23 protein-coding genes and 1 pseudogene are annotated in these 23,409 nt (G+C 73.7%); 15 read left to right on the forward strand and 9 right to left on the reverse strand.

Annotated features, from left to right (window positions below):
- Nucleotides 1–57 precede the first annotated feature (57 nt).
- The 4 genes from Srubr_RS05975 to Srubr_RS05990 all read left to right on the forward strand — a co-directional run bounded on the left by Srubr_RS05975 (nt 58) and on the right by Srubr_RS05990 (nt 2,297).
- The gene (locus tag Srubr_RS05975; RefSeq protein WP_189996128.1) at nt 58–954 is read left to right on the forward strand and encodes a DMT family transporter; all 897 of its coding nucleotides are present in this window, start codon (nt 58–60) and stop codon (nt 952–954) included.
- Between the two features lie 90 nt (nt 955–1,044).
- Nucleotides 1,045–1,560 carry an NUDIX hydrolase gene (locus tag Srubr_RS05980; protein ID WP_189996127.1) on the forward strand — a complete coding sequence of 172 codons (516 nt, stop codon included), beginning with the start codon at nt 1,045–1,047 and terminating at the stop codon, nt 1,558–1,560.
- A 21-nt stretch (nt 1,561–1,581) separates the two neighbouring features.
- Nucleotides 1,582–1,974, forward strand: a complete 393-nt coding sequence (locus Srubr_RS05985) for a YidH family protein (RefSeq protein WP_189996126.1) — start codon at nt 1,582–1,584, stop codon at nt 1,972–1,974.
- Nucleotides 1,962–2,297 (forward strand): DUF202 domain-containing protein, encoded by a 336-nt coding sequence (locus Srubr_RS05990; protein WP_373313528.1) that lies wholly within the window; start codon nt 1,962–1,964, stop codon nt 2,295–2,297. The genes Srubr_RS05985 and Srubr_RS05990 overlap by 13 nt, the downstream gene beginning before the upstream one ends.
- Before the next feature lie 76 nt (nt 2,298–2,373).
- On the opposite strand, the gene Srubr_RS05995 is transcribed toward Srubr_RS05990, so the two are convergent.
- Nucleotides 2,374–3,540, reverse strand: a complete 1,167-nt coding sequence (locus Srubr_RS05995) for an esterase-like activity of phytase family protein (protein WP_189996124.1) — start codon at nt 3,538–3,540, stop codon at nt 2,374–2,376.
- Nucleotides 3,541–3,682: 142 nt separating this feature from the next.
- Nucleotides 3,683–4,633 carry an NADP-dependent oxidoreductase gene (locus Srubr_RS06000; RefSeq protein WP_189996123.1) on the reverse strand — a complete coding sequence of 317 codons (951 nt, stop codon included), beginning with the start codon at nt 4,631–4,633 and terminating at the stop codon, nt 3,683–3,685.
- Nucleotides 4,634–4,716: 83 nt separating this feature from the next.
- On the opposite strand from Srubr_RS06000, the pseudogene Srubr_RS06005 reads away from it, so the two are divergent.
- The 6 genes and pseudogenes from Srubr_RS06005 to Srubr_RS06030 all read left to right on the forward strand — a co-directional run bounded on the left by Srubr_RS06005 (nt 4,717) and on the right by Srubr_RS06030 (nt 11,055).
- Nucleotides 4,717–5,017: pseudogene (locus Srubr_RS06005) on the forward strand (hypothetical protein).
- Between the two features lie 145 nt (nt 5,018–5,162).
- Nucleotides 5,163–6,185, forward strand: coding sequence for a phosphotransferase family protein (locus tag Srubr_RS06010; RefSeq protein ID WP_189996122.1), 1,023 nt, complete (start codon nt 5,163–5,165; stop codon nt 6,183–6,185).
- 6 nt (nt 6,186–6,191) lie between these two features.
- A complete protein-coding gene (locus Srubr_RS06015) occupies nt 6,192–7,406 on the forward strand; it encodes an acyl-CoA dehydrogenase family protein (RefSeq protein WP_189996121.1) in 1,215 nt (404 codons plus the stop codon).
- 150 nt (nt 7,407–7,556) lie between these two features.
- On the forward strand, nt 7,557–9,224 hold the full coding sequence (locus Srubr_RS06020) for a PucR family transcriptional regulator (RefSeq protein ID WP_189996120.1): 1,668 nt from the start codon (nt 7,557–7,559) through the stop codon (nt 9,222–9,224).
- A 269-nt stretch (nt 9,225–9,493) separates the two neighbouring features.
- Nucleotides 9,494–10,837, forward strand: a complete 1,344-nt coding sequence (locus Srubr_RS06025) for a type III PLP-dependent enzyme domain-containing protein (RefSeq protein WP_189996119.1) — start codon at nt 9,494–9,496, stop codon at nt 10,835–10,837.
- Nucleotides 10,834–11,055 carry a hypothetical protein gene (locus tag Srubr_RS06030; protein WP_189996118.1) on the forward strand — a complete coding sequence of 74 codons (222 nt, stop codon included), beginning with the start codon at nt 10,834–10,836 and terminating at the stop codon, nt 11,053–11,055. Before Srubr_RS06025 ends, Srubr_RS06030 begins: the two co-directional genes overlap by 4 nt.
- A gap of 16 nt (nt 11,056–11,071) precedes the next feature.
- On the opposite strand, the gene Srubr_RS06035 is transcribed toward Srubr_RS06030, so the two are convergent.
- The 3 genes from Srubr_RS06035 to Srubr_RS06045 are packed head-to-tail and all read right to left on the reverse strand — an operon-like array spanning nt 11,072 to nt 14,120.
- Nucleotides 11,072–11,665 carry a TetR/AcrR family transcriptional regulator gene (locus Srubr_RS06035; RefSeq protein ID WP_189996117.1) on the reverse strand — a complete coding sequence of 198 codons (594 nt, stop codon included), beginning with the start codon at nt 11,663–11,665 and terminating at the stop codon, nt 11,072–11,074.
- Nucleotides 11,666–11,691: 26 nt separating this feature from the next.
- Nucleotides 11,692–13,353, reverse strand: a complete 1,662-nt coding sequence (locus Srubr_RS06040) for a class I adenylate-forming enzyme family protein (protein ID WP_189996116.1) — start codon at nt 13,351–13,353, stop codon at nt 11,692–11,694.
- Nucleotides 13,350–14,120, reverse strand: a complete 771-nt coding sequence (locus tag Srubr_RS06045; protein ID WP_189996115.1) for an SDR family oxidoreductase — start codon at nt 14,118–14,120, stop codon at nt 13,350–13,352. Before Srubr_RS06045 ends, Srubr_RS06040 begins: the two co-directional genes overlap by 4 nt.
- A gap of 139 nt (nt 14,121–14,259) precedes the next feature.
- Between Srubr_RS06045 and Srubr_RS06050 the strand changes: the two genes are divergently transcribed.
- Both Srubr_RS06050 and Srubr_RS06055 read left to right on the forward strand, forming a co-directional pair.
- On the forward strand, nt 14,260–15,480 hold the full coding sequence (locus tag Srubr_RS06050) for an exo-beta-N-acetylmuramidase NamZ family protein (protein WP_189996114.1): 1,221 nt from the start codon (nt 14,260–14,262) through the stop codon (nt 15,478–15,480).
- Between the two features lie 31 nt (nt 15,481–15,511).
- The gene (locus tag Srubr_RS06055) at nt 15,512–16,813 is read left to right on the forward strand and encodes a serine-threonine protein kinase (protein WP_189996113.1); all 1,302 of its coding nucleotides are present in this window, start codon (nt 15,512–15,514) and stop codon (nt 16,811–16,813) included.
- A 27-nt stretch (nt 16,814–16,840) separates the two neighbouring features.
- On the opposite strand, the gene Srubr_RS06060 is transcribed toward Srubr_RS06055, so the two are convergent.
- A complete protein-coding gene (locus Srubr_RS06060; RefSeq protein ID WP_189996112.1) occupies nt 16,841–19,630 on the reverse strand; it encodes a penicillin acylase family protein in 2,790 nt (929 codons plus the stop codon).
- 208 nt (nt 19,631–19,838) lie between these two features.
- On the opposite strand from Srubr_RS06060, the gene Srubr_RS06065 reads away from it, so the two are divergent.
- Together Srubr_RS06065 and Srubr_RS06070 are read left to right on the forward strand one after the other, a co-directional pair.
- Nucleotides 19,839–20,441 (forward strand): hypothetical protein, encoded by a 603-nt coding sequence (locus Srubr_RS06065; protein WP_189996111.1) that lies wholly within the window; start codon nt 19,839–19,841, stop codon nt 20,439–20,441.
- A 110-nt stretch (nt 20,442–20,551) separates the two neighbouring features.
- A complete protein-coding gene (locus tag Srubr_RS06070) occupies nt 20,552–21,304 on the forward strand; it encodes a 3-keto-5-aminohexanoate cleavage protein (RefSeq protein WP_189996110.1) in 753 nt (250 codons plus the stop codon).
- A gap of 6 nt (nt 21,305–21,310) precedes the next feature.
- On the opposite strand, the gene soxR is transcribed toward Srubr_RS06070, so the two are convergent.
- Entirely contained in the window at nt 21,311–21,769 is a 459-nt protein-coding gene (gene soxR / locus Srubr_RS06075) for a redox-sensitive transcriptional activator SoxR (RefSeq protein ID WP_189996109.1), read from the reverse strand.
- 114 nt (nt 21,770–21,883) lie between these two features.
- Between soxR and Srubr_RS06080 the strand changes: the two genes are divergently transcribed.
- On the forward strand, nt 21,884–22,345 hold the full coding sequence (locus tag Srubr_RS06080) for a MaoC family dehydratase (RefSeq protein WP_189996108.1): 462 nt from the start codon (nt 21,884–21,886) through the stop codon (nt 22,343–22,345).
- Between the two features lie 43 nt (nt 22,346–22,388).
- Here the strand turns inward: Srubr_RS06080 and Srubr_RS06085 are convergent, their stop codons facing one another.
- Nucleotides 22,389–23,012: a TetR/AcrR family transcriptional regulator gene (locus Srubr_RS06085; RefSeq protein ID WP_189996107.1), complete on the reverse strand. Its 624-nt coding sequence runs from the start codon at nt 23,010–23,012 to the stop codon at nt 22,389–22,391.
- Between the two features lie 73 nt (nt 23,013–23,085).
- The gene (locus Srubr_RS06090) at nt 23,086–23,373 is read right to left on the reverse strand and encodes a YiaA/YiaB family inner membrane protein (protein WP_189996106.1); all 288 of its coding nucleotides are present in this window, start codon (nt 23,371–23,373) and stop codon (nt 23,086–23,088) included.
- Between the last annotated feature and the right edge of the window lie 36 nt (nt 23,374–23,409).

A 23,409-nucleotide genomic window follows, 5' to 3' on the forward strand; every position in this document is an offset into this window, starting at 1 on the left:
GCGCTACAGTCGGCCACTACACGCCCGTGGTCCGGCCGGATGATCGAGGTACACCGCGTGTCCGTTCTGGTTCTGCTTCTCGCCGTGGGCGCGGCCTGCTGCCTCGGCTTCGGGTTCGTCCTCCAGCAGAACGCGGCGCAGCACGCGCCGCTCGGCGACTTCCTCTCCTTCCGGCTGCTGCTCGACCTGATGCGCATCCCGCGCTGGCTGGGGGGCCTCGCGCTGATGGTGGCCGGCATGGTGCTGGGCGCCATCGCCCTCGGCAAGGGCGAGATCTCGCTGGTGGAGCCGCTGCTCGCGACCAACCTGCTGTTCGCCCTGGCCCTCTCCCGGTACCAGACCGGACAGCCGCTCGGCCGTCAGGGCTGGGCCGGGCTGCTGCTGCTCGCGGGCGGGGTGAGCGCGTTCATCACGGCGGGCGAGCCGCGCGCCGGCACGGCCGTCACCGATCCGCTGCGGCACTGGCTGATCATCGGCGCGGTGGTGGGCGCGGCCCTGCTGATGACGATGTACGCCAAGCGGTCCCGGCTGAGCGGCGGCCCGGTGCTGCTGGCACTCGCGGCCGGGCTGCTGTACGGCGTCCAGGACGCGCTGACCCGGGTGAGCGGCATCCGCTTCTCCGACGGCGGCCTGACCGGACTGCTCACCGGCTGGCAGCCGTACGGCGTGGTGGCCTGCGGGGTCACCGGACTGGTACTGGTGCAGAGCGCCTTCGAGACGGCGCCGCTGCGCATGTCGCTGCCCGCGCTGACCGCGGCCGAGCCGCTCGCCGGAATCCTGTGCGGGGTGGGCTTCCTCGGGGACCGGCTGCGCACCGACACCGGGGCGCTGGCGTGGGAGGCGGCCGGACTCGCGGCCGTGGTGGCGGGCATCGTGCTGCTCGGGCTGCACCCGGCGATGCCGTGCGGCGCGGGCGAGACGGAGCGGGGCGCGCCGGACCTCCAGCGGCGCTGACCCGGCACCCGGACCCGCCGGTACGGGTCCTGCAGTGACGCTGACCCGGCGCCCGGACTGCCCGGTACGGGTCCTGCTTGGATGGCGGGCATGAATCCTGCTGACGAGATCCTCGACATCGTCGACGAGCACGACCGGGTCGTCGACCGGCGCCCGCGTGGCGAGGCGTACGCCCTCGGGCTGCGCCACCGCTGCGTGTTCGTCCAGGCCCGGGACGCGGCCGGCCGGCTCTTCGTACACCGGCGCACGGCGACCAAGCTGGTGTTCCCCTCGCTGTACGACATGTTCGTCGGCGGTGTCGTCGGCGCGGGCGAGTCCTACGACGATGCGGCGCTGCGCGAGGCCGAGGAGGAGCTGGGCGTGAGCGGACTGCCGCGCCCCGCCTACCTGTTCAAGTTCCTCTACGACGACGGCGCCGGGAACAGCTGGTGGTCGGCGGTGTACGAGGTGCGCTGCGACCTGCCCGTGCGTCCGCAGCCGGAGGAGGTGCAGTGGCACGCCTTCCTGCCCGAGGAGGAGGTCGAGCGGCGGCTCGGCACCTGGGAGTGGGTGCCGGACGGGCTGGCGGCCTACGAGCGGCTCCGGGCGTTCCGGGCGGGCGGGTGACCGCCCGGTAGGGTCGGCCGGGTGAGCGAATTCGTACGGAACATCCGGCTGTGGTTCGCGCCGGAGCGGGTGCGGGAAGAGGGCGGCACGCCCGACTACCGGTTCTCGCTGGCGAACGAGCGCACCTTCCTCGCCTGGCTGCGCACCGCGCTGGCGCTGATCGGCGGCGGGTTCGCGGTGGACCAGTTCCTGCCCGATCTGCGCTGGGCCTGGCGGGTCGGGCTGGCGCTCGCGCTGCTCGCGGCCGGGGTGCTGTGCTCCCTGCGGGCGGTGAACCACTGGGTGCGCTGCGAGCGGGCGATGCGGCGCGGCGAGGACCTGCCCGCCTCCCGGTTCCCGGTGCTGCTGAGCCTGGTCGTGGCGGTGGTGGCCGTCGCGATGGTCGTGGTCGTGCTGGTGGGGTGGGAGGGGTGACGGCCGGGGCGGAGAGCGGAGGCCGGGACCCCGGCCTCCAGCCCGAGCGCACCCGGCTGGCCTGGCGGCGTACGACGCTGTCGGCCGCCGTGGCCACCGTGCTGGCCTTGAAGGCCGCGCTGCACGGGGGGCCGACGGCGGCCGGGGTCCTGACGAGCGCGGTGTGCTGCGCGCTGTGGCTGGGCTTGCTCGGGGTCGCCCACTCCCGGGTCCGCGCCCTGACCACGGCACCCCGCCCGCCGGTGCTCGCCCCCCGTCAGGCGACGGCGGCGGTGCTGTGCGCCCTCGCGCTGGCGGTGTGCGCGGCGGTGCTGGTGCTGTAGCCCCGCGCGCGTCGACGGCCCCCGGGGCTCCGGCCGCACGCGTAGACGGCGCCGGGACTCTCCCCTCCCCCGCGCGTCAGCGGTCGCGGAAGGCGAGGGCGACGAACTGGGTGGCCTCGTCCTCGGCGAAGTTGTCGTCGCTGACCAGGAGCAGGGTCCGTTCACCGCTCGGCAGCCTGGGGCCCCAGGTCAGTCCCTCGGTGTTGACGACCGTGCTCAGCCCCAGGTCGTGGAAGTCGGCGACCAGCTTCTTGCGCATGGGCACGACCGCCCGGCCGGCCAGGGAGGACATGCGCCGCACGTCGGTCGCGCCGCGCGTGGTGGCGTCGAAGACACGGATCTTGTACCCGGCTCCGGCCACCCAGGTGCGTTCGAGGACCAGGTAGCGGTCGGGGTCGTCGGGGAAGGCGAGGATCGCGGGCACGCCGGTGTCCGGGGCCCACGGGCTGGACGGGTCGGACGCGGTGAAGATCTTCTCCAGCGGGTAGGCGAACTGCCGGAGCACCGCGCCGTCGCGGTTCTGCCGGGTCACCCGGACCAGGGCGCCGTGCCGCAGGTCGGGTTCCGGGCCGTCCTGGATCAGCGGGCCCTCCAGGGCGCTGGTGAACGTGGTGCCCCGGGCGCCGAACGTGATGGCTTCCACCCCCTTGTTCCGCCGTGGCCCCCGGTCCTCCCGCGTGTACCGGTAGTCGGCCGGCAGCCGGAACCGGCCGCGGTAGGCTCCCGTGGGGCCGGCGATCCGGACGGACTGCTGGATCAGCGGGTCGCCCGCCGACGCCGGCCGGTCGCCCTCCTGCGACCACCAGTACCGGCAGCTTCGCGGGTCGACCCGCAGTTCCTCCGGGTCCACGGCCTTGCCGTCGCGGGCGCTCGCCGGCGGGTGGACCGAGCCGTCCGGCTGCCGCAGCGGGTGCGTGCCGGTGAAGTCGACGGAGCGCACGCCGGTGCCGTCCACGGCGATCCTGGCGGTGTAGAAGCGGGCGGGCTGGAGGACCGAGCGGTCGTCGCTGATCATGACGTACTCGCCCGTGCAGGGGTTGCGGTCGATGCCGGACAGTCCGCCGACGGTGGTGCCGCGGAAGGCGAGCTTGTGGGGGACGATCCGCTCCCCCAGCAGCCGCGCGTGCCCGCCGGTCCCGGGCTTCTTGGTGTCTTCGGCCGGCCGGGCCGCCGCCGCGGGCGCCATCGTCGTGACCATCATGAGGGCCACGACGCACGCGCGGCGGATCAAGGAAGTTCGCATGAGGCCGATCTTGGACCGGCGCACGCCCCCGGCGCAGTTACCCGTTCGTGTGAACCTCGGTCACCACGGCCCCCGCGACGGAGCGAACATCCCGTACAACTCTGTAGTTATCGCACCGTAGCGTCGTCCTGCGGGGAACCCCCTACGCACCGCCCTCCCCGGATGCCCGGTCCACGGTCACCACGATCTTGCCGCGGGTGTGGCCCTCCTGGTTCAGCCGGTGGGCGTCCGCCGTGCGCTCCAGCGGGAAGGTCCGCTGGACGTGGACGGAGAGGACGCCCTGGTCCGCCCACTCCGACAGGCGCGCCAGGTCCTCGGCGTCCGGGCGGACGAAGACGTACCGGCCGCCGTACTCGCGTACCTCCCGGTCGGTGATCGAGGCCAGCCGGCCCTCCGGGGCGAGGAGGTTGGCGGAGACCGTCAGCGTGTCGCCGCCGACGGTGTCGAAGACCGCGTCCACCCCCTCGGGGGCGAGCCCGCGCACCCGTTCCGCCAGCCCCTCGCCGTAGGCCAGGGGCTCGCCGCCCAGGGTGCGGACGTAGTCGCGGTTGGCCTCGCCGGCCGTGCCGAGGACGCGGGCGCCGAGGTGGGCGGCGATCTGGACGGCGAGCGAGCCGACGCCGCCGGCCGCCGCGTGCACCAGGACGGTCTCGCCCCGCTTGACCTGGAGCGCCTTGACCAGCACCTGGTAGGCGGTGAGGCCGGCCAGCGGGAGTCCGGCGGCCTCCTCGAAGGACAGGGTGCGCGGCTTGCGGGCCAGGGTGCGCACCGGCGCGGCCACGTACTCGGCGCAGGTGCCCCGGGAGAGGAAGTCCTCGCGGACGTAGCCGATGACCTCGTCCCCGGGGGCGAACTCGGTGACGGCGGCGCCGGGGCGGACGACCACCCCGCTGACGTCCCAGCCGGGGACCACCGGGAAGACGGCGTCCAGCACCGGATCGAGGTAGCCCTCGCGGCACTTCCAGTCGACCGGATTGACGGCCGCCGCGCGCACCTCGACCAGCACCTGGTCGGGGCCCACCTTGGGGTCCCGCAGCTCGCCGTACTCCAGCACCTCGGGTCCGCCGTAGCGGCGGTAGCTGATGCCCTTCATGCCCTCGACCCTCCGGGGTACTCGTGCGCCACGCAACCGGGACGCCCCGTCGTCAGCACCCCGTACCCCCGGAGGTGAGCGCCATGACCACCCTCCACCAGGAACACACCGCCCACGGGTCGCACCGGTCACGGGCCGGACTGCGGGCACTGCGCGGTGCCGCACGGCGATCATGTGGACTACGTGCACGACGGGCATCTGCACCGGGAGCACGCGGGCCACTGGGACGAGTGCGAGCCGGCCGGGCACTCGGTCCACCGGGACCACGCGCACGTGCACCACGAGGAGTGCGGGCACGCGCAGGTACCGCACGGCGACCACGTCGACTACCTGCACGGCGGCCACCGGCACGCCGAGCACGGGGACCACTGGGACGACCACTGAGCGCACGGGACCGGTCCCCGCGCGGGGGCCGGGCTTATCGTGGGCCGTGTCACGTTCGGCGTGATCTTCGCTCCTGCTCTGGACGGCATACCGACCGGTCGGCATCATGAGTCGGGTCCTGTTCACCCGTCCCTAGGAGTGATGTATGAGCGCCGACCACCCGCCCGGGCTGGACCTGGACCGGCTGCGCGCCCTGCTCGACCGCGAGCGCCCCGGTCTGGTGCGCGGTCCGCTGACCGGACGGCTGATCGAGGGCGGACGGTCGAACCTCACCTACGCGCTCTCCGACGGCCACGCGAAGTGGGTCGTCCGCCGGCCCCCGCTCGGCCATGTACTGGCCACCGCGCACGACATGAGACGCGAACACCGGGTCATCAGCGCCCTGCACCCGACCCGGGTGCCGGTCCCGCGCCCGGTGCTGCTGTGCGAGGACGAGGAGGTGCTCGGGGCCCCGTTCTACGTGATGGAGTTCGTCGAGGGCACCCCGTACCGCACCGCCGGCCAGCTCGCCCCGCTCGGCCCGGAGCGCACCCGGGACGCGGTGCTGTCCCTGGTGGACACGCTGGTCGAGCTGCACGCCGTGGACCCGGCCGAGGTGGGTCTCGCGGACTTCGGCCGCCCGGAGGGCTTCCTGGACCGGCAGCTGCGCCGCTGGGGCAAGCAGCTGGACGCCTCCCGCAACCGCGAGCTGGCGGGCATCGACGAGCTGCACGCGGCGCTCGGCCGCGCCCTGCCCGCCTCCCCCGCCCCGGCCGTCGTGCACGGCGACTACCGCCTGGACAACGTGCTGATCGGCGACGACGACAGGATCAGGGCGGTCCTCGACTGGGAGATGTCCACGCTCGGCGACCCGCTGACCGACCTCGGCCTGCTGGTGATGTACAGCCGTCCGCTGGGCATGCCCGACTCGCCCGTCTCCACGACCGCAGAGGCACCCGGGCACCCCTCGCCGCACGAGCTGGTCGAGCGGTACGCCGAGCGTTCGGGGCGGGACGTGTCGGCCGTCTCCTGGTACGAGGCGTTCGCCTGGTTCAAGCTCGCCGTGATCCTGGAGGGCATCCACTACCGGTACACGCTCGGCCAGACGGTCGGCCAGGGCTTCGACCGCATCGGCGACCTCGTTCCCGTCTTCATCCGCCACGGACTGACCACCCTTCAGGAAGGCTGACCGCACATGGACTTCGCGTTCGACGCGCGTACGGAAGAGCTGCGCGCCCGGCTGCTCGCCTTCATGGACGAGTACGTCTACCCGGCCGAGGCGGTCGCCGAGGAGCAGCGGGCCGCGCTCGCCTCGCCGTGGGACACCCCGGCCGTGGTGGCGGAGCTGAAGGCCGAGGCACGCCGGCAGGGCCTGTGGAACCTCTTCCTCCCGGACGCCGGGTACGGCGCCGGGCTGACCAACCTCCAGTACGCGCCGCTCGCCGAGATCACCGGCCGGTCCCCGCACCTCGCGCCCACCGCGACCAACTGCGCGGCGCCCGACACCGGGAACATGGAGGTGCTGGCCCAGTTCGGCACCGACGAGCAGAAGAAGCGGTGGCTGGAGCCGCTGCTGGCCGGGGAGATCCGCTCGGCGTTCGCGATGACCGAGCCGGAGGTGGCCTCCTCGGACGCCACGAACATCACCACGCACATCGAGCGGGACGGCGACGAGTACGTCATCACCGGCCGCAAGTGGTACATCTCCGGGGCGATGAACCCGGACTGCGCGATCTTCATCGTGATGGGCAAGACGGACCCGGACGGCGCCGACATCCGCCGCCAGCAGTCGATGGTTCTGGTCCCCCGCAACACCCCGGGCGTCACGGTGAAGCGGGCCATGCGGGTGTTCGGTTACGAGGACCACTCGCACGGCGGCCACGCCGAAGTGGTCTTCGACCGGGTGCGGGTACCGGTGGCCAACCTCGTCGGCGAGGAGGGCGGCGGCTTCGCCATCGCCCAGGCCCGGCTCGGCCCCGGCCGGATCCACCACTGCATGCGGCTGATCGGCATGGCCGAGCGGGCGATCGAGCTGATGTGCCGGCGGGCGGTGTCCCGTACGGCGTTCGGCAAGGCGCTGGCCCAGCAGGGCGTCGTGCAGAACTGGATCGCCGACGCCCGGGTCACCGTGGAGCAGCTGCGGCTGCTGGTGCTGAAGACGGCCTGGCTGATGGACACCGTCGGCAACAAGGGCGCGCACACCGAGATCCAGGCCATCAAGATCGCCACGCCGCGCGCGGTGGTCGGCATCCTGGACCGGGCGATCCAACTGCACGGCGCGGGCGGGGTGAGCCAGGACTTCCCGCTGGCCGAGCTGTACGCCAGCGCCCGCACGCTGATGCTCGCCGACGGCCCGGACGAGGTGCACCAGCGGTCGCTGGCGCGCCGGGAGCTGAAGAAGTACCTCTGACCCCCGTCGCCGGGCGCGTGGTGCCGTACCCCCTGGAACACGCGCCCGGGTTCATGGTGCCGTAGCCCATTGAGCGCGCGCCCGGTGTGTGGTGTCGTACCTCTTCCGGGAGCGGCCGGGACCCGGCCGCCGGCGTGTCGAGGGGGAAGCGTGACCGAGTCACGGGAGCACGCGGAGTGGGGCCCGGCCGCCGGGCCCGGGGTGACCCTGGAGCGGCTGCTGTCGGTCGTGGGCCCGGGGGCCCTGGAGCTGGACACGGCGCCCGGCGGCCTGGGAGTGGCCGTCGGCGGCGTCACCCTGCTCGATGTGCTGGCCCCCGAGGTCCGGCCCGGGGAACTGGTGCTGGCCGTCGGTGTCGCGGCCGGGTCGGCCCAGGCGGTGGACGTCGTGCGCCGGGCCGGTGCCGCCGGGGCCCGCGGGGTGGTCTTCGGCCCGGAACGACCCGACGGGAGCCTCGGTGTCCTGCGCTCGGCGGCCCACGAGGCCGGTACGGCGCTGCTGTTCCGCACCTGGTACCGGTGGGAGGAACTGGTGGCGGTGCTCCGGGCCGGGCTCGCCGCGGCGGGTGTGCCGCCGTTACCGGCCGCCCGGGGCCTGGTGCTAGGCGATCTCGACGGGCTGGCCGACGCGGTGGCCGCCCTGGTCGGCGGCTCGGTGACCATCGAGGACACCGAGTCGCGGGTGCTGGCGTACTCCTCGACGGAGGAGAACGTGGACGAGATGCGCCGGCTGACCATCCTCGGGCGGCGCGTGCCCGCCTGGCGGGTGGCCGCGATGCGCGACGCCGGGTTCTTCCGCGCCCTGTGGACCACGGAGGACGTGCTGCACCGGCGCGCCCAGGGCGACAATCCCGAGCGGCTGGTATGCGCCGTCCGGGCGGGCGGCGAGGTGCTGGGCTCCGTCTGGGTGGCGGCGGTCGCGGGCCGGCCGCTGTCCCCGAACGCGGCCCAGGCGCTGCGCGCCGCGTCCCGGGCCGCCGCCCCGCATCTGCTCCACCACCGCACGCGCGGCGCGGACAGCCGGCTGGTGGAGGACGCGGCGCGCGCCCTGCTGGAGGAGCGCGGCTCGGCCGAGGTGCTGGCCGAGCGGGCCGCGCTGCCGGCCCGGGAGCCCTGCGCGGTGCTGGCGGTGGGCGTGGCGACCGGGGAGCAGGGGGCGGCCGGTGAGCCGTCCCGGATGTACGCGCTGCTCGCCCTGCACTGCGCGGCCCTCGGCCACCGGATCGTGGTCGTGCCGGCGGGTGGCCGGGCGCTGGTGCTGGTCGGCGCGCTGGACCGGGACGCGGACCGGGCGCGGGAGCGGATGACGGCGCTCGGCACCTCGCTGACCGCCCGCCTGTCGGCGGCCGCCGGCGCGCCGGTGCGGGCAGGGCTGGGCGAGGTGGTGCCGGCGCTGGCTCAGGCGGCGCGGTCGCGCCGCAGCGCCGAGCAGGCGCTGAAGGCCCTCGCCCGGACCGGGGACGGGCGTTCCGTGGCGTGGGTGGAGGACGTGGCCGACACCATCGGCGTCCTGCGCGTGCTGGAGGCGCTGCGGGACCTGGAGCTGCCGCCGGGGACCGCGGTGGCGCGGCTGGCCGCATTCGACGCCGGGCACGCGGGCAGCCGTCTGGTGGAGTCCCTGCGGGCCTACCTGGACCACTTCGGTGATGTGCCGGCCGCCGCGCGCAGCCTCTCGCTGCACCCCAACACCATGCGGTACCGGCTGGGCCGGATCACGGCCGTGTCGGGGCTGGACCTCGGCAGCCCGGACGCCCGGCTGCTGGCGCAGCTGCAACTGCGCCTCGGGGACGGGGAGCGGCGCGGCACCCCGGGTCCCTGAGACGCGGTTCGTGCGCCCGAAGCACCGAAGGCACCGTTCGGGCCCGCGCACCGAAGAGGCACCTCGTGCGCCCGCACCACCGAAGGGGCCGTTCCTCGTCGCCGCGCACGAAGGCGGACGCGCCGGGGTGCGAACCCCCGGTGCGGGCCCGGCCGGGGCGGGTATGCCTGTGCGCAGCCGACGAAGACCGTCCCCGGGTGCGGCGAGCAGCCTGGTCATGTGCTCGGGGAAACGGCCTCGGGCCGCTGTCCCACACCGGAGGGTGCACCATGACCGCTGTGTCCCGTGCCGCCGCGCGCCGCGAGCACGTCCTGAGGGAGGCCGTGCGGCAGGGCCTGCTCGACCCGGAACTCGCCCCGCTGGCCGCCTTCGTGGACCTCGACGGTGTCGGGGCCACGGTCCGGGCGCTGCGCGAGGCGTTTCCCGGCGCCCCCGAACTGCCCGCCGTCACGCACGCGTTCGCCGCGAAGGCCAACTGCCTGGTGCCGGTGCTGCGGGAGCTGGAACGGCTCGGGATGGGCTGCGAGGTCGCGACCGGGGGCGAGCTGGCCCGGGCGCTGGCGGCCGGGTTCCCGGCCGACCGGATCGTCTTCGACTCCCCGGCCAAGACGCGCGCCGAGCTGGCGCGGGCCCTGGAACTGGGGGTGGCCGTCAACGCCGACGGCTTCCAGGAGCTGGAGCGGATCGACGCGCTGCTGGCGGGCCGCCGGTCCGCGTCCCGGATCGGGGTGCGGCTGAACTGCCAGGTCGGCGGCGGGGCCATCGCCGCGATGAGCACCGCCACGACCACCTCCAAGTTCGGTGTCCCGCTGACCGATCCGGGCAACCGGGAGCGGCTGCTGCGGGCGTTCGCCGCCTATCCGTGGCTGACCTGGGTGCACACCCACACCGGGTCGCAGGGCTGCCCGCTGGACCTGATGGCGCGCGGGGTGGCGCAGGCGGTGGAGTTCGCCGGCCAGGTGACGGCGGCGTTCGGCGCGGGCCGGGTGGAGGGCATCGACATCGGCGGCGGGCTGCCGGTGAACTTCGCCGACGACGAGGTCACGCCGACATTCGCCGACTACGTCGCACAGCTGCGGGCGCACGCCCCGGGGCTGTTCGAGGGCCGGTACCGGGTCGTCACCGAGTTCGGCCGGTCGGTGCTGGCGAAGAACGGGTTCCTGGCGGCGTACGTCGAGTACACCAAGAGCGCCGGGGGCCGGCCGATCGCCGTGACGCACGCCGGGGTGCAGGTCGCCACCCGGACGGTGTTCAGCCCCGACGCCTGGCCGCTGCGGATCGAGGCGTACGGCCCGGACGGAGCCGCCCTGCGGGCGCGGCCCGTGCGGCAGGACATCGCCGGCCCGGCCTGCTTCGCCGGCGATCTGCTGGCCCGCGACCGGGCGCTGCCGCCGCTCGGGCCGGGCGACCTGGTGGTGGTGCCGGACACCGGCGCGTACTACTTCTCCACGCCGTTCCACTACAACAGCCTGCCCGAGCCCGCCGTGCACGGGGTCCGGACGGACGCGGCCGGGCGGGTGGAGTTCACGCTCGTGCGGCCCGCGCAGGACCCGTGGCTGCTGACGGACCGGGACGGCGTACCGGAGCCGGTCCCGGCCGGCGAAGACCGGTGAGGAGCGGCACGGCGCCCCGGTCCGGTTCCGGGCGGCCCGGCGGGGGCGGGCCGCTGCTGACCCAGCGCGCCGCCATCGTGTTCCTGCTGGCCGGGCTGGTCGGCGCCGGGGCGGGCGTGCTGGCGGCGCTGGCCGGCAGCGCCTGGCCGGTCGCGGTGAGCGCGGGCGCCGGCACCGCCGCCTCGGCGGTGCTGTTCTTCAAGGAGATCATCGACTAGGCGCCGGGCGCCCGGGTCAGGGCCGCAGGGCCCGCAGCAGCAGGTCGGCGAGGTGGTCGGCGACCTGCTGGGGGGTCAGCGGGCCGTCGGGGCGGTACCACGTCGACAGGTGGTGGACGGAGCCGAAGTGGTAGTCCACCACCAGGTCGGCCGGGGTCGCCGTGGAGAAGACGCCCTCCTTCTGGCCCTCTTCCACCAGCGCGCGGAAGCGTTCGTGGTAGCGCCGGCGCTCGGCGCGGACCTGCTTGTTCTTCTCCGGGCTGAGGTGGTGCATGGACCGGAAGAAGATCGACGCGTCGTCGAGGTTCTCGATGGTGGTGACGACCACGTCGGCCGCCGCGTCCCTGAGCCGCTTGGCCACCGGCTCGTCGGCGTTCGCGTAGGTGTCCAGCCGCTCCTGCTGGAGGCGCAGCACGCGCGCGTACACCTCGTGCAGCAGGTCGTCCTTGGAGCCGAAGTAGTGGTACAGCGCGCCCTTGGTGACGCCGGCCGCCTCCACGATCTCCTGCACGGAGGTGCGGTCGTAGCCCTGCTCGGCGAAGAGCCGGGTGGCGGCGGCCAGCAGCCGCTGCGGTACGGGCGTGCCGTCTCCGTCCGTGGTCCTGGGCACTGCCGCCACCTGCCTTTCCATGTCTTTCAGTCGGTGTTCCGGGAACGCAGTTCCCGACGGAGGATCTTCCCACTGGCCGTCTTGGGCAACTCGGGCAGGATCTCCACCTGACGCGGGTACTTGTACGCGGCCAGTCTCTCCTTGCAGTACGCGGCCAGTTCGCCGGGGGCCGCCTCGGCGCCCGGACGGAGGCTGATATAGGCCTTGACGGTCTCGCCCCGGTACCCGTCGGGCACCCCGACGACGGCCGCCTCGCGCACCGCCGGGTGCGTGTAGAGGACGTCCTCGACCTCGCGCGGCCACACCTTGAAGCCGGACGCGTTGATCATGTCCTTCTTGCGGTCCACGACGTACAGCCAGCCCCGCTCGTCCATGAACCCGATGTCGCCGGTGCGCAGCTCGCCGTCCGGGAAGGTCTCGGCGGTGGCGTCGGGCCGCCGCCAGTAGCCGGGTACCACCTGCGGTCCGCGTACGGCGATCTCCCCGTGCTCCCCGAAGGGCACCTCCGCGCCCCGGTCGTCCAGGATGCGCACGACCGTGTCGGCGCCGGGCAGGCCGACGGACAGGGTGCCGGAGACCGGGTCGACGGGCGCCTCCAGGTGGGGCGGGACGGAGGCGCAGGGGGCGGTGCACTCGGTGAGGCCGTAGCCGACCCGCAGGTACGGCCCGAAGCGCTCGCGGAACCGCTCCACGAGGGCGGGCGGCACGGGCGCGCCGCCGGAGGAGAGCTGCACGAAGGAGGTGAAGTGCTCGCGGGTGACGCCGGGGTGGGCGGCGAGCGCCATGTAGGCGGTGGAGGGGCCGACGGTGTAGTGCGGGCGGTGCTCGGCGAAGGCGTCCAGGACGACACCGGGCTCGAAGCGGTAGGTGAGCACCAGGGTGCCCGCGCCGTTCAGGCAGGCGCCGAGCTGGCAGACCATGCCGGTGATGTGGAACAGCGGGGCGAGCGCGTAGTAGACGGGCCCCTCGGGCAGGCCGAGTCCGGTGCTCTGCCGTTCGGCGTTGTACATGATGTTGGCGTGGGTGTTGGTGGCGCCCTTGGGGATGCCGCTGGTGCCCGAGGTGTAGCTGATCAGCGCGATGTCCTCGGGGCGTGGCAGGCGGCCCTCGGGGGGCCGGCCGCCCTGCCGGGCGACCGCCGTCAGGTCGTCGGCGTCCGGGGCCTGGGGCAGCCGCTCGAAGGCCAGCACGCGGGGGTCGTCGCGGGTCTGGAAGTCCCGTTCGCAGGCGGTGAGCACGATCCGTACCGGGGAGTCGGCGGCGGTCTGCCGCAGGTACCCCTCCCAGGCCCGGTCGGAGCAGATCAGCGCGGTCACCTCGGCGTCCCGCAGGACGTGCGCGACCTCGCCCGACTTGTACATGGGGTTGACCGGGACGACGGTCGCGCCCGCCTTCCAGGCGCCGAGCACGGCCAGCACGAAGTGCGGGGAGTTCTGCAGGAGTACGGCCACCCGGTCGCCGCGCCGCAGTCCGCGCCCGGCGAGGTGGGCGGCGACGGAGTCGGTCAGCTCGTCGATGTCCCGGTAGGTCAGCCGGGTGTCGAAGTAGGCGAGGCAGGCGCGGTCGGGGTGCCCGGCGACGGCGGTGCCGAGGGCGTGCACCAGGGAGTCGGCGGGGTCGAGCGGGGCGCGCTGGTCGTCGGTCAGCAGCGCGAGCCAGGGGCGGTCGGCGTAGCGGACGGCGGTCACCGGGCGGCCTCCCACTTGCGCTGGATGTGGTTCATGGTGGCGAGCCAGCGCTCGGGCTCGCCGGCCCGCGCCTGGTAGAAGCCGGCGACCTCGGGGTGCGGCAGGATCAGGAAGCGGTCCTCCTCGATGCCCTTCAGCAGGGCGTCGGCGACGGCCTCGGGTTCGATCGCGGTGGGCCGCAGCACCAGGTCGCCGGCGCTGCCGGTGGCGGCCAGCATGTCGGTGCGGACGCCCTGCGGGCAGATGGCGTGCACCTTGACGCCCCGGTGGCGGTAGGTCAGGGACAGCCACTCGGCGAAGGCGTAGGCGCCGTGCTTGGTCACGCTGTAGGAGGGCGCGCCGATCATGGTGAGCAGTCCGGCGGCGGAGACGGTGGACACGAACCGTCCGGCGCCCCGCTCCAGCCAGCCGGGCAGCAGCGCGTGGGCGGCGCGGACGTGGGCCATCAGGTTGACGTCCCAGGACGTCTCCCAGGTGTGCTCGTCCAGGGCGGTGAGGTCGCCGTCCTCGAAGGCGACCCCGGCGTTGGCGCAGTAGACGTCCACCGTGCCGCCGAGGGCCTCGCGGGCCGCGTCGACGACGCGGGAGGCGTCGCCGGGCACGGCGGTCCCGCCGATCTCCTCGGCCACCGCCTTCGCCTTGCCGGCGTCCAGGTCGTTCACCACGACCCGGGCGCCCTCGGCGGCGAACCGCCGGGCCAGCGCGGCCCCGATCCCCCCGCCCGCTCCGGTGACGACCACTCCCGCATCCCGCACGGCTTCCACCATCGGTCTCCTTCGACACGACACGACGCGACGCGACTTCGACACGACACGCTGCGACTCGGCTCGGCGAGCGTCAGACTAACCAGTCGGTATGTGTAAAAGGAAGGGCGGGCGCGCCAACCTCTAGGGGACTGGAGGACTCATGGACCTGTCCCGAAGAAACCTGCTCGCCTCGACCGCACTGGCGGCGACTCCCATGCCCCACCACCACCGCGAGCCGCTCCGCACCGGCTTCGAGAACCTCGCCGCCCACGACTACGCGCTCCTCGCCGGCCAGAAGACCGGCGTCGTCACCAACCCCACCGGCATCACCAGGGCCGCCGAGCACATCGTCGACGTGATGCACCGCGACCCCCGGGTCGAGCTGACGGCGGTCTTCGGCCCGGAGCACGGCTTCCGCGGCACCGCCCAGGCCGGCGGCTCCGAGGGCCGCCACGACGACCCGGCGACCGGCCTGCCGGTGTACGACACGTACCTGAAGAGCGGCCGGCCGCTCGCCGACATCTTCACCGCGTCCGGCGTGGACACGGTCGTCTTCGACATCCAGGACGTCGGCGCCCGCTTCTACACCTACATCTGGACCCTGTACGACTGCATGGAGGCGGCGGCGCTCGCCGGGAAGCGCTTCGTCGTGCTGGACCGCCCCAACCCGGTGACCGGCCGCGCGGCCGAAGGCCCGGTGCTGCGCGAGGAGTTCGCCAGCTTCGTCGGCCGGAAGCCGATCGCTCAGGCGCACGGCATGACGGTGGCGGAGCTGGCCGGCCTGTTCAACGGGGAGTTCCTGAGCACGCCGGTCGCGCTGGAGACCGTACGCATGTCGGGCTGGAAGCGGTCCGCGTTCTACGACGGCTCGGGCCTGCCCTGGGTGCCGCCGAGCCCCAACATGCCCACGCCGGACACCGCGATGGTGTACTCCGGGACCTGCCTGTTCGAGGGCACGAATCTCTCCGAGGGGCGCGGCACGACCCGGCCCTTCGAACTCCTCGGCGCGGAGGGCGTGGACGGGCGCTGGGCCGCCGCCGTGAACGGGCTGGGGCTGCCCGGCGTGCGGTTCCGGGAGGCGTACTTCGCGCCCACGTTCTCCAAGTTCCAGGGGAAGACCGTGGGCGGGGTGCAGGTCCATGTGACCGACCGGGCCGCCTTCGACCCCGTGCGCACCGGGGTCGCGCTGCTGGTGACGGCGCGGAAGGCGTGGGACGGGTTCGCGTGGCGGTCCGACCACTGGATCGACCGGCTCACCGGCTCCGACCAGGTGCGCACGATGATCGACGCGGGCGCGGACACCGACGAGGTGACGGGTGCCTGGCAGGAGGAGCTGGCCGCGTTCCGGCGGGTGCGAAAGGGGTATCTCCTGTACAAGTAGCGCGTCTTCATCGGGGACGAGGGAGCCCGGCATGGCCGATCCTGGGATGAGCGTGTCTCCCTACTGGGAGCTGACCTTCGACGCGGACGGGGACGTGGACGGCCCCGAACGGGACCGGCTGCTGGCGCAGGTCACCGACCGCGGCGTGCGGGACCTGGTCGTCTTCGCGCACGGCTGGAACAACGACCGTTCGGGCGCGACCGCGCTGTACCGGCGGTTCTTCGCCCCCGTCCCCCGGCTCGCGCCGAAGGCCCGGATCGGGTACGCCGGGGTGATCTGGCCGTCGATGCGGTTCAGCGACGAGCCGATCCCCGACTTCCCGAGGTCCGTGGCGGCCGAGGAGGTCCAGGCGGCGCCCCGCCCGGCGCTGGACAAGGACACCCGGCGCGCGCTGCTGGAGACCTTCCCGGGCCGGGCGACCGTGCTGGACCGGCTGGCCCGGCTGCTGGACGAGCGGCCGGCCGGCACCGAGGGGACGGCCGAGTTCGGGCGGCTGGTGCGGCTGCTGCTGGAGCCCGGGGGGCGGTGGGCGGTGGCCGACACCGACGAGGACGGCGAGCCGGCCGTGTTCACCGGGGACCCGGTGGCCGCCTGCGAGCAGTTCGCCGAGGCCCTGGCCGCGCTGCGTCCGGACGCCGGGGCGGCCGGGTTCCGTCTGCCGAACCCGTGGGACGGCGCGAAGGAACTGCTGCGGCAGGCGACGTACTACCAGATGAAGCGGCGGGCCGGGACGATCGGCGAGCGCGGACTCGGGCCGCTGCTCGGGCGGTTGGCGAAGGCCGCGCCCGGGGTGCGGGTGCACCTGGTGGGGCACAGCTTCGGCGGCCGGCTGGTGGCGTTCGCGCTGCGCGGGCTGCCGGAGCCGGTGCGCACGGTGAAGTCGGTGACCCTGCTGCAAGGCGCGTTCTCGCACTACGCGTTCTCGGCCCGGCTGCCGCACGCGGCGGGCCGGTCGGGGGCGCTCAAGGACGTCCAGCGGCGCGTCGACGGCCCCCTGGTGTGCTGCCACTCGCGCTTCGACACGGCCCTCGGCACGATCTATCCGCTGGCCTCACGGCTCGCCGGGGACGACCGCTCCTGCGCCGGGAACGAGATCGCGGCCGTGCTGGGCCCGCGCTGGGGCGCCCTGGGGCACGACGGGGTGCAGGCGGTGCCCGGCACCACCCGGCTGGACCTGGCGGCGGCCCTCGGCGGCGGACTGCCGGCGTCGGGCTGTGTCAACGTGGACGCGGCGGCCGTGGTCCGGCGCGGGGGCGCGCCGACCGGGGCGCACAGCGACATCGTGCACCCCGAGCTGGCGCGGCTGGTACTGGCGGCGGGCCGCGTCACCTGACCCGCCGCCCCTCGGCCCCGGACCGGTTCAGCGGTGCGAGGTGAACTCCACGACCTGCTGGTAGGTCGGCCGGTTCTGCCAGCCGATGCGGCCGTGCTTGATGCCGCCCAGGGCGCGCTGGGCGATGGAGTCGGCGCACCACTGGTCGCCCGCCGCGCACTGGTCGTCGCCGGGGTAGACCTGGGCGGCGGTCAGTGCGGCCGCCTGCTTCAGGGTGCCGAGCAGTTGGTCCCGGCAGGCGGTGAGGCTGCCGTCACCGCAGTACGTGCGCGCCAGCGGGCCCTGTACGGGCTCTTTGAGCACCGCCCGGATGTCCTTGTCGACGTAGGACCACCAGCCGTACTGGAAGGCGCTGCCGGCGTGTGAGCCGGTCGGGCCGTGTCCGGCGGACGGGGCCTCGTCGACGGGCAGGTTGCGGGTGAGGGCGGTGTACAGGCCGGTGCCGAGGCCGGGTTCGAACTCGGCCTTGACCAGCAGCGGCCACCAGGCGTCCAGGATGCGGATCGCGTCCGCGTCGGCGTAGGTCCTGGAGCCGGCGGAGGTCTCGGTGCGTTTGGCGCCCGCGGTCACCCACGCCTGGAGCTTGGCCACCGCCGCGGCGGCCGTGGGGTCGGTCACCGGCTGGGAGGTGACGACCTTGAGCAGCCTGGGCAGCACGTCCTCGGCGCGCAGGTCGGCGAGGCCCGCGTCGGCCATGGCCCGGGTCAGCTTCGCCCGGGTCACCCCGCCGGCCGCGACGAGCTTCTTCACCCGGTCGTCGAGCAGGTTGCCGCGGTGCACCGGGCCCTCGCCCCAGGGTGCGGCGGCGTAGTCCTTCGCCTGCTTGTTGTTCCAGGAGATGTAGTAGTCCTGGTCGACGGAGTTCGGGTGGGCGGCGGCCGGGGTGTAGTCGGCGGTGTTCCCGGCCGGGTCCCAGCCCCGCCACTCGTAGGCGGGGGCCGCCCACACCGGGAAGTCGGCGTCGACCCCGTCCGCCCGGACCGGGTTGTCGCCGCTGTTGTAGTACGCGGTGTGCTGGGAGTCGGCGTAGAACCAGTTGAAGGTGAAGTTGATGTGCCGGGCCGCGTTCTGGAAGTCCTGCGGGCCCTTGACGTAGTCGGGGTCGTTCAGCATCTGGAAGCCGATGATGGAGTCGGCCTCGTGCAGGTAGGAGGAGCGCAGGGTGGTGTAGGCGACCTTCTTGCCGCCGACGGTCGCCCGGTAGGCCACCGGTCCGTACTTGGTGCGCCAGACGCGCATGGTGTACGACCCCGCGGCGGTGCCGTCGGCCACGGTCGGCTTCCAGGCGTTCCTCTGCTCGATCTTCTCCATGGCGGTGCAGGTGCCGTGGAAGAGGTAGTGGTAGTCGTCCTGGCACAGTTCGACCGCGTAGGTGTCGATGATGTCCTGGCCGGAGGTGGTGGCGCTCCACGCGTAGTCCTGGCCGCGGCCGAGCTCGACGTACATGCTCAGGCCGGCGAAGGAGGCGCCGCGGGCGCTGATGCCGGGGCCCTGGATCTCCTGGAGCAGCAGCAGTTGCGGGGCGAAGTAGCCGGTCTGCGGCCCGAAGACGGCGATCGGGTGGCCGCTCGCGGTGTGCTTGCCGCTCACCACGAGGGCGTTGGACATGCCGCGTCGAGCTGAGCCGAGCGCGGTCCCGGCCGCGCCGGCCGAGGTCTTCGCGGCGTCCGCGGTGGCGGCGCTGCCGGTGCGGTCGTACACGAGGGGTTCGGGGGTCACCGAGCCGGCGTCGGGCAGGGCCGCGCCCTGGGGGTCGGCCGGCTTGGCGCCGTAGGGGAAGCTCTCGCCGTCGTGCACGGTGAGGACGGCCTCGGGGTCGTTGCGCTGGCGGAAGGACTCCCAGACCTTCGTGCCCTCCGCCACGCCGTACCTGTCCTGGGCGGCCAGCAGGGACAGCGCGTTGTCGACCTCTCCGCCGCCGCCGGAGCCGAACAGGGAGCCGATGACGGAGGCCAGCGCCACCAGGTCGGTGACCTTGAAGTGTTCTATGGTGCCGGCGTTGGTGATCGAGTCCTTGTGGCCGGTGAGGACGTACTCGCCGGGGAAGTAACGGCCCTTGTCGGAGGCGTCGATGTAGGCGTTGATGCCGTCCAGGTATGCCTTGACGTCGGCGAGGGCCTGCTGGCCGCGGGCGCCGTTGTGCGCCACCGCGTTGTCGATCTGCGCCTGGAGGTCGGCCTCGGTGTAGGGGGCGTTGCGGTAGAACTGCTGCTCCAGGCCCTGGTTGGCGGGTGCGCCGCCGGCGAAGCCGGTGAGCTGTCCGCGTCCGACGTGCCGGAAGACGTCCATCAGCCAGAGCCGGTCCTGGGCCGCCGCGTATCCGGCGCCGAACTCGGTGCCGTAGCGGGTGGTGCCCGTGATGTGCGGCACGCCGGTCTTCTTGTCGCGGACGATGGTCACGTCCGTGCGGCCGGCCGGCTTCTCGGTGGAGGCGACCTGGTCGGCGGGGACGCCGAAGGAGGCGTCGTTGAAGAAGGTGTTGACGGTGGCGTCGGTCAGCGTCTTGTAGCCGGTGGCCAGGTCGGCGTACGGGCCGAGCTGGTCGTCGGCGTGCGCGGGCTGGGTGCCGAAGGCCTGGTTGAGCAGGATCTGCGCGAGGGTCGCGGTGCCGTTCTCACCGGGCGGCAGGATGTCCGAACAACGGCCGCCGCAGTGGTCGTTGGGGGCCGTCGCGTCGGTCGCCGCCACCGCGGTCCGTGTGAGGGGTGTGAGGAGACCGGCGACGAGGACGCATACGGACGCCGTCTTCAGGAACCCGGGGAGTCGGCGGAACGTTCTCAGACCGTCAGGGGCGATACGTGGGGTTCGCCGTGGCATGGCAGCTCCAAGCGACTGGGGTGGCCGAACGTTACCGCCGGTTATCCCCACGTTTAAAGGTGAACATGCGTCACTTTCTGGAGTCCGCGAGGAGAACCGGAGAAGAGATGGAGCCGAATCGCCTGTCGATACGTCTATTCGGCGACGTCCGTGCGACGACGCCGAAGTGACCGCAGCGCAGGTACAGGTGTGACGGAGGTGCAGGGCGATGGCCGGTTTCCGGAGTCTGGCGAGACAGGTACGCGACCCGGATTGCGATCTGGCACTGCGGCGGTACTCGCTGCGCAAGTGCCTTGAGAAGTTCGCCCCTTACGGGCATCGGGCGACCTGGGACCATCTGTGCTCCCGGGCGGGGTTCGGCCCCGAGGACCGCTCGCCCGATCCGGCGCGGCTGGTGGCCGCGCTGGAGGAGCTGGAGGAGGCTCGTGACGTCTGGCTCGCCTACGAGACGGACTTCACCGAGCGGCGCAAGCGGGAGAAGCACGACGGGCTGCGCCGGCCGGGCAGCGTGGACGACTGGCACCGGCTGACCTGGGGCGGGTTCGGGGTCGCCTGGTGCGACGATCCCCGGGTGCACCCCCGGGCGCCGCTGGCGGAGGTGCTGCGCCGGCTGATCGCCGCACTGGAACGGGAGCCGGGCACGTCGTGCCCGGTGTGCGGCGAGGAGCACCTGGTCTGGAAGTACGGCCTGGACCACGAGCCGTCGTCCGGCCCGGTCTGCACGGGCTGCGGCATCCTGGTCCCGCGTCCCGTGCTCAGCCCGCCGGCCCTCCGGCACGCGGGCCGGGGCCGCCAGCTGACACCGGTCTGACCACCGGTCGCGGCGAAGTGCGGGGGTGCGCAGGGGGTGCCGCACCCCTCCGACGGGAGGCCCACCGGGAGGCGGGTGGCGCCGTCAGCGGCCGCGGGCACCATCAGGACATGGTGCAGGCGTGTCTCAACGGAAGCCGCTCCGCCGTGGACGACGCGGGCGTCCCGATGTCCCCGCGGGATCTGGCCCGTTCCGCCGCCGAGGCGGTGGCGGCCGGCGCCACCTCGGTGCATGTCCACCCCCGGACACCGTGCGGGCGCGAGAGTCTCTCCCCCCGCGTGGTCGGCCCGGCGCTGGAGGCGATACGGGCGCGGGTGCCGGTACCGGTCGGCGTGACCACCGGTGCCCGGGCGGAGCCCGACCCGGCGGCCCGGCTCGACCGGGTGCGCTCCTGGACGGTGCTGCCCGACTTCGCCTCGGTCAACTGGCACGAGGCAGGCGCCGAGGAGGTCGCGGCGGAACTGCTGGCCCGGGGCGTGGGCATGGAGGCGGGCATCCGGTCCGGCACCCGGGGAGCGGAGCGATTCGCCGCCTCGCCGCTCGGGCCGGGGGTGCTCAGAATCCTGGCCGAGGTGACCGACCCGGACCCGGCGACGGCCGGGGCGTCGGCACGGTCGCTCCTGGCGCAGCTGGGGACGGCGCACGGCCGCCCGGTGCTGCTGCACGGCGAGGAGGGCGGCACCTGGCCGGTGCTCCGGCTGGCGGTCCGGCTGGGTCTGGCCATCCGGGTCGGCCTGGAGGACACCCTGCTGCTGCCGGACGGCCGACGGGCCGGGTCGAACGCCCGGCTGGTGGCGGAGGCGGTGGCCGAGCGGGCCCGGTTCCCGTACCGGGCCGGACGCACCGGCGGAGGACGACGGTAGCGGCGCTCAGCGGCGCTCCGCCATGAGCCGGGACCCCGTCAGGCGCTCGCCGAACACGTCGCCCGGGTTGGACAGGGCGCAGGTCTTCATGGACAGGCAGCCGCACCCGATGCAGTCGGTGAGCTGGTCGCGCAGCCGGTTCAACTGCTGGATGCGCTCCTCCAGTTCCGAGCGCCACTTCTCCGACAGCCGGGCCCAGTCCTCCCTGGTCGGCGTGCGCCCCTCCGGCAGTTCGGCCAGGGCCTCGCGGATCGTGGCGAGGGGGATGCCGACCCGCTGGGCCGCGCGGATGAAGGCGACCCGGCGCAGGGTGTCGCGGCTGTACCGGCGCTGGTTGCCGGAGGTGCGCCGGCTGGAGATCAGGCCTTTGGACTCGTAGAAGTGCAGGGCGGACACCGCCGCTCCGCTGCGCGCGGACAACTGGCCGACGGTCAGCTCGTGGATCTTCTCGGGAATCTGGGGCACCTCTCAGAGATTACAGAGGCCCCCGACTTCACCGGCCCCGCGTTCCGTTGACATCGCTCCGCCACCCGACCATGCTAAGCAGTTGCTTAGAGATGCGAGCGAGAGGCCGGGAACATGGCAGAACCGAGGACCTTCACCTCCCCCGACGAGCTGAGGGCAGCCGTGGGCGAGCAGCTGGGGTACACCGACTGGCTGGAGGTCGACCAGAAGCGGATCGACCTGTTCGCCGAGGCGACCGGCGACCACCAGTGGATCCACGTGGACCCCGAGAAGGCCGCCGCCGGGCCGTTCAAGACCACCATCGCGCACGGCTATCTCACCCTGTCGCTGCTGCCCCTCATCGGGCCGCAGCTCATCCGGGTGGAGGGCGTGAAGATGGGCGTCAACTACGGGACGAACAAGGTCCGCTTCCCCTCCCCCGTCCCCGTCGGCTCCCGGCTGCGCGCCACCGCGACGATCACCGGCGTCGAGGACGTCACCGGCGGTGTGCAGGTGACGGTCGCCTTCACCGTGGAACGCGAGGGCGGCGACAAGCCGGTGTGCGTGGCGGAGTCGGTGTCGCGGTACTACCTGTAGGCCCGCGGTACCCGCGACCCGCGTACCGCCCGCGCCCCGGGCCTCAGCGGGCCCCGACCATCCGCAGGACGAGGTCGGCGTAGAGCGCGCCGACCTCCTCGGGGGTGCGCGGGCCGTCCACGTTGAACCAGCGGGCCACGTCGATGCACAGCGACAGCACGGCGAGCGTGGTGCCCCGCACGTCCAGGACGTCGAACTCGCCGGCGGCCACGCCGTCCTCGATGATCCGGCGCACCTCGGCGTCCACCTGGCGGCGCAGCGCGACGATCTCCGCGCGGGCGTCGGGGCCGAGGGCGTCCAGCTCGTACTGCACGACCCGCGCGGTGGTGCGCCGGCCCGCGTGCCAGCGGACGAAGGAGCTGACCGCGTCGGCCAGCCGCTCCTTGGCACTGCCCTCGCGGCGGGCCGCGGTGCGCAGGATGCCGAGGGCCTTGTCGTGGCCGATCCGGCTGATCCGGTGGAGCAGCTCTTCCTTCGTCTTGTAGTGGATGTACAGCGCGGCCGGGCTCATGCCGGCGCGGCCCGCGATGTCCCGGGTCGTCGTGGCGTGGTAGCCGCGCTCGGCGAAGGCCTCCACGGCGGCGACGAGCAGCCGCCGGGCCGCGTCCGGGGTGACCTCTTCCCACGGCTCCACTTCGCCGCCGGTCGTCTCCTCCGCCGTACTCATCGCTCGCTCGCCCCTCTCGGTGACAGGAGCACCACCATACCGCCGACGGTGAGCGGGCGCTTAGCGTGGCCGTTCAGACCTTGTCGAAGGGGTCGTGCTCGGCGAGCAGCTTCTCCAGCCGGGCCTGGTCGACCCGGCTGACCAGCTGCCCGGCCTCCTGCCGGTCGCGGATCACCTTGGCGAGGGTGAAAGCGGAGGTGACGAGGTACAGCACGGCGATCGCCAGGAACCCGCGGACCCAGGCGCTGGCCTCCAGCCGGAGGATGCCGATGCCGGTGGCCGCCATGGCGACCGCGAACGATGCCACCGCCTGGCCGTAGAAGGCTGCGGTGCTCTGCTGTCTGACCGGTGTGTCGCTCATGGGCCCAGCTTCGGCGGACGCGGCCGCGGGGACATC

Source organism: Streptomyces rubradiris (assembly GCF_016860525.1).
Taxonomy (GTDB): domain Bacteria; phylum Actinomycetota; class Actinomycetes; order Streptomycetales; family Streptomycetaceae; genus Streptomyces; species Streptomyces rubradiris.

Excerpts from the sequence above, each read along its gene's own strand:
- Srubr_RS05980 (WP_189996127.1), top strand. The coding sequence starts at position 1,045 with ATGAATCCTGCTGACGAGATCCTCGACATCGTCGACGAGCACGACCGG.
- Srubr_RS05995 (WP_189996124.1), bottom strand. The coding sequence starts at position 3,540 with ATGCGAACTTCCTTGATCCGCCGCGCGTGCGTCGTGGCCCTCATGATG.
- Srubr_RS06000 (WP_189996123.1), bottom strand. The coding sequence starts at position 4,633 with ATGAAGGGCATCAGCTACCGCCGCTACGGCGGACCCGAGGTGCTGGAG.
- Srubr_RS06010 (WP_189996122.1), top strand. The coding sequence starts at position 5,163 with ATGAGCGCCGACCACCCGCCCGGGCTGGACCTGGACCGGCTGCGCGCC.
- Srubr_RS06015 (WP_189996121.1), top strand. The coding sequence starts at position 6,192 with ATGGACTTCGCGTTCGACGCGCGTACGGAAGAGCTGCGCGCCCGGCTG.
- Srubr_RS06025 (WP_189996119.1), top strand. The coding sequence starts at position 9,494 with ATGACCGCTGTGTCCCGTGCCGCCGCGCGCCGCGAGCACGTCCTGAGG.
- Srubr_RS06045 (WP_189996115.1), bottom strand. The coding sequence starts at position 14,120 with ATGGTGGAAGCCGTGCGGGATGCGGGAGTGGTCGTCACCGGAGCGGGC.
- Srubr_RS06050 (WP_189996114.1), top strand. The coding sequence starts at position 14,260 with ATGGACCTGTCCCGAAGAAACCTGCTCGCCTCGACCGCACTGGCGGCG.
- Srubr_RS06055 (WP_189996113.1), top strand. The coding sequence starts at position 15,512 with ATGGCCGATCCTGGGATGAGCGTGTCTCCCTACTGGGAGCTGACCTTC.
- Srubr_RS06060 (WP_189996112.1), bottom strand. The coding sequence starts at position 19,630 with ATGCCACGGCGAACCCCACGTATCGCCCCTGACGGTCTGAGAACGTTC.
- Srubr_RS06065 (WP_189996111.1), top strand. The coding sequence starts at position 19,839 with ATGGCCGGTTTCCGGAGTCTGGCGAGACAGGTACGCGACCCGGATTGC.
- Srubr_RS06070 (WP_189996110.1), top strand. The coding sequence starts at position 20,552 with ATGGTGCAGGCGTGTCTCAACGGAAGCCGCTCCGCCGTGGACGACGCG.
- Srubr_RS06080 (WP_189996108.1), top strand. The coding sequence starts at position 21,884 with ATGGCAGAACCGAGGACCTTCACCTCCCCCGACGAGCTGAGGGCAGCC.
- Srubr_RS06085 (WP_189996107.1), bottom strand. The coding sequence starts at position 23,012 with ATGAGTACGGCGGAGGAGACGACCGGCGGCGAAGTGGAGCCGTGGGAA.
- Srubr_RS06090 (WP_189996106.1), bottom strand. The coding sequence starts at position 23,373 with ATGAGCGACACACCGGTCAGACAGCAGAGCACCGCAGCCTTCTACGGC.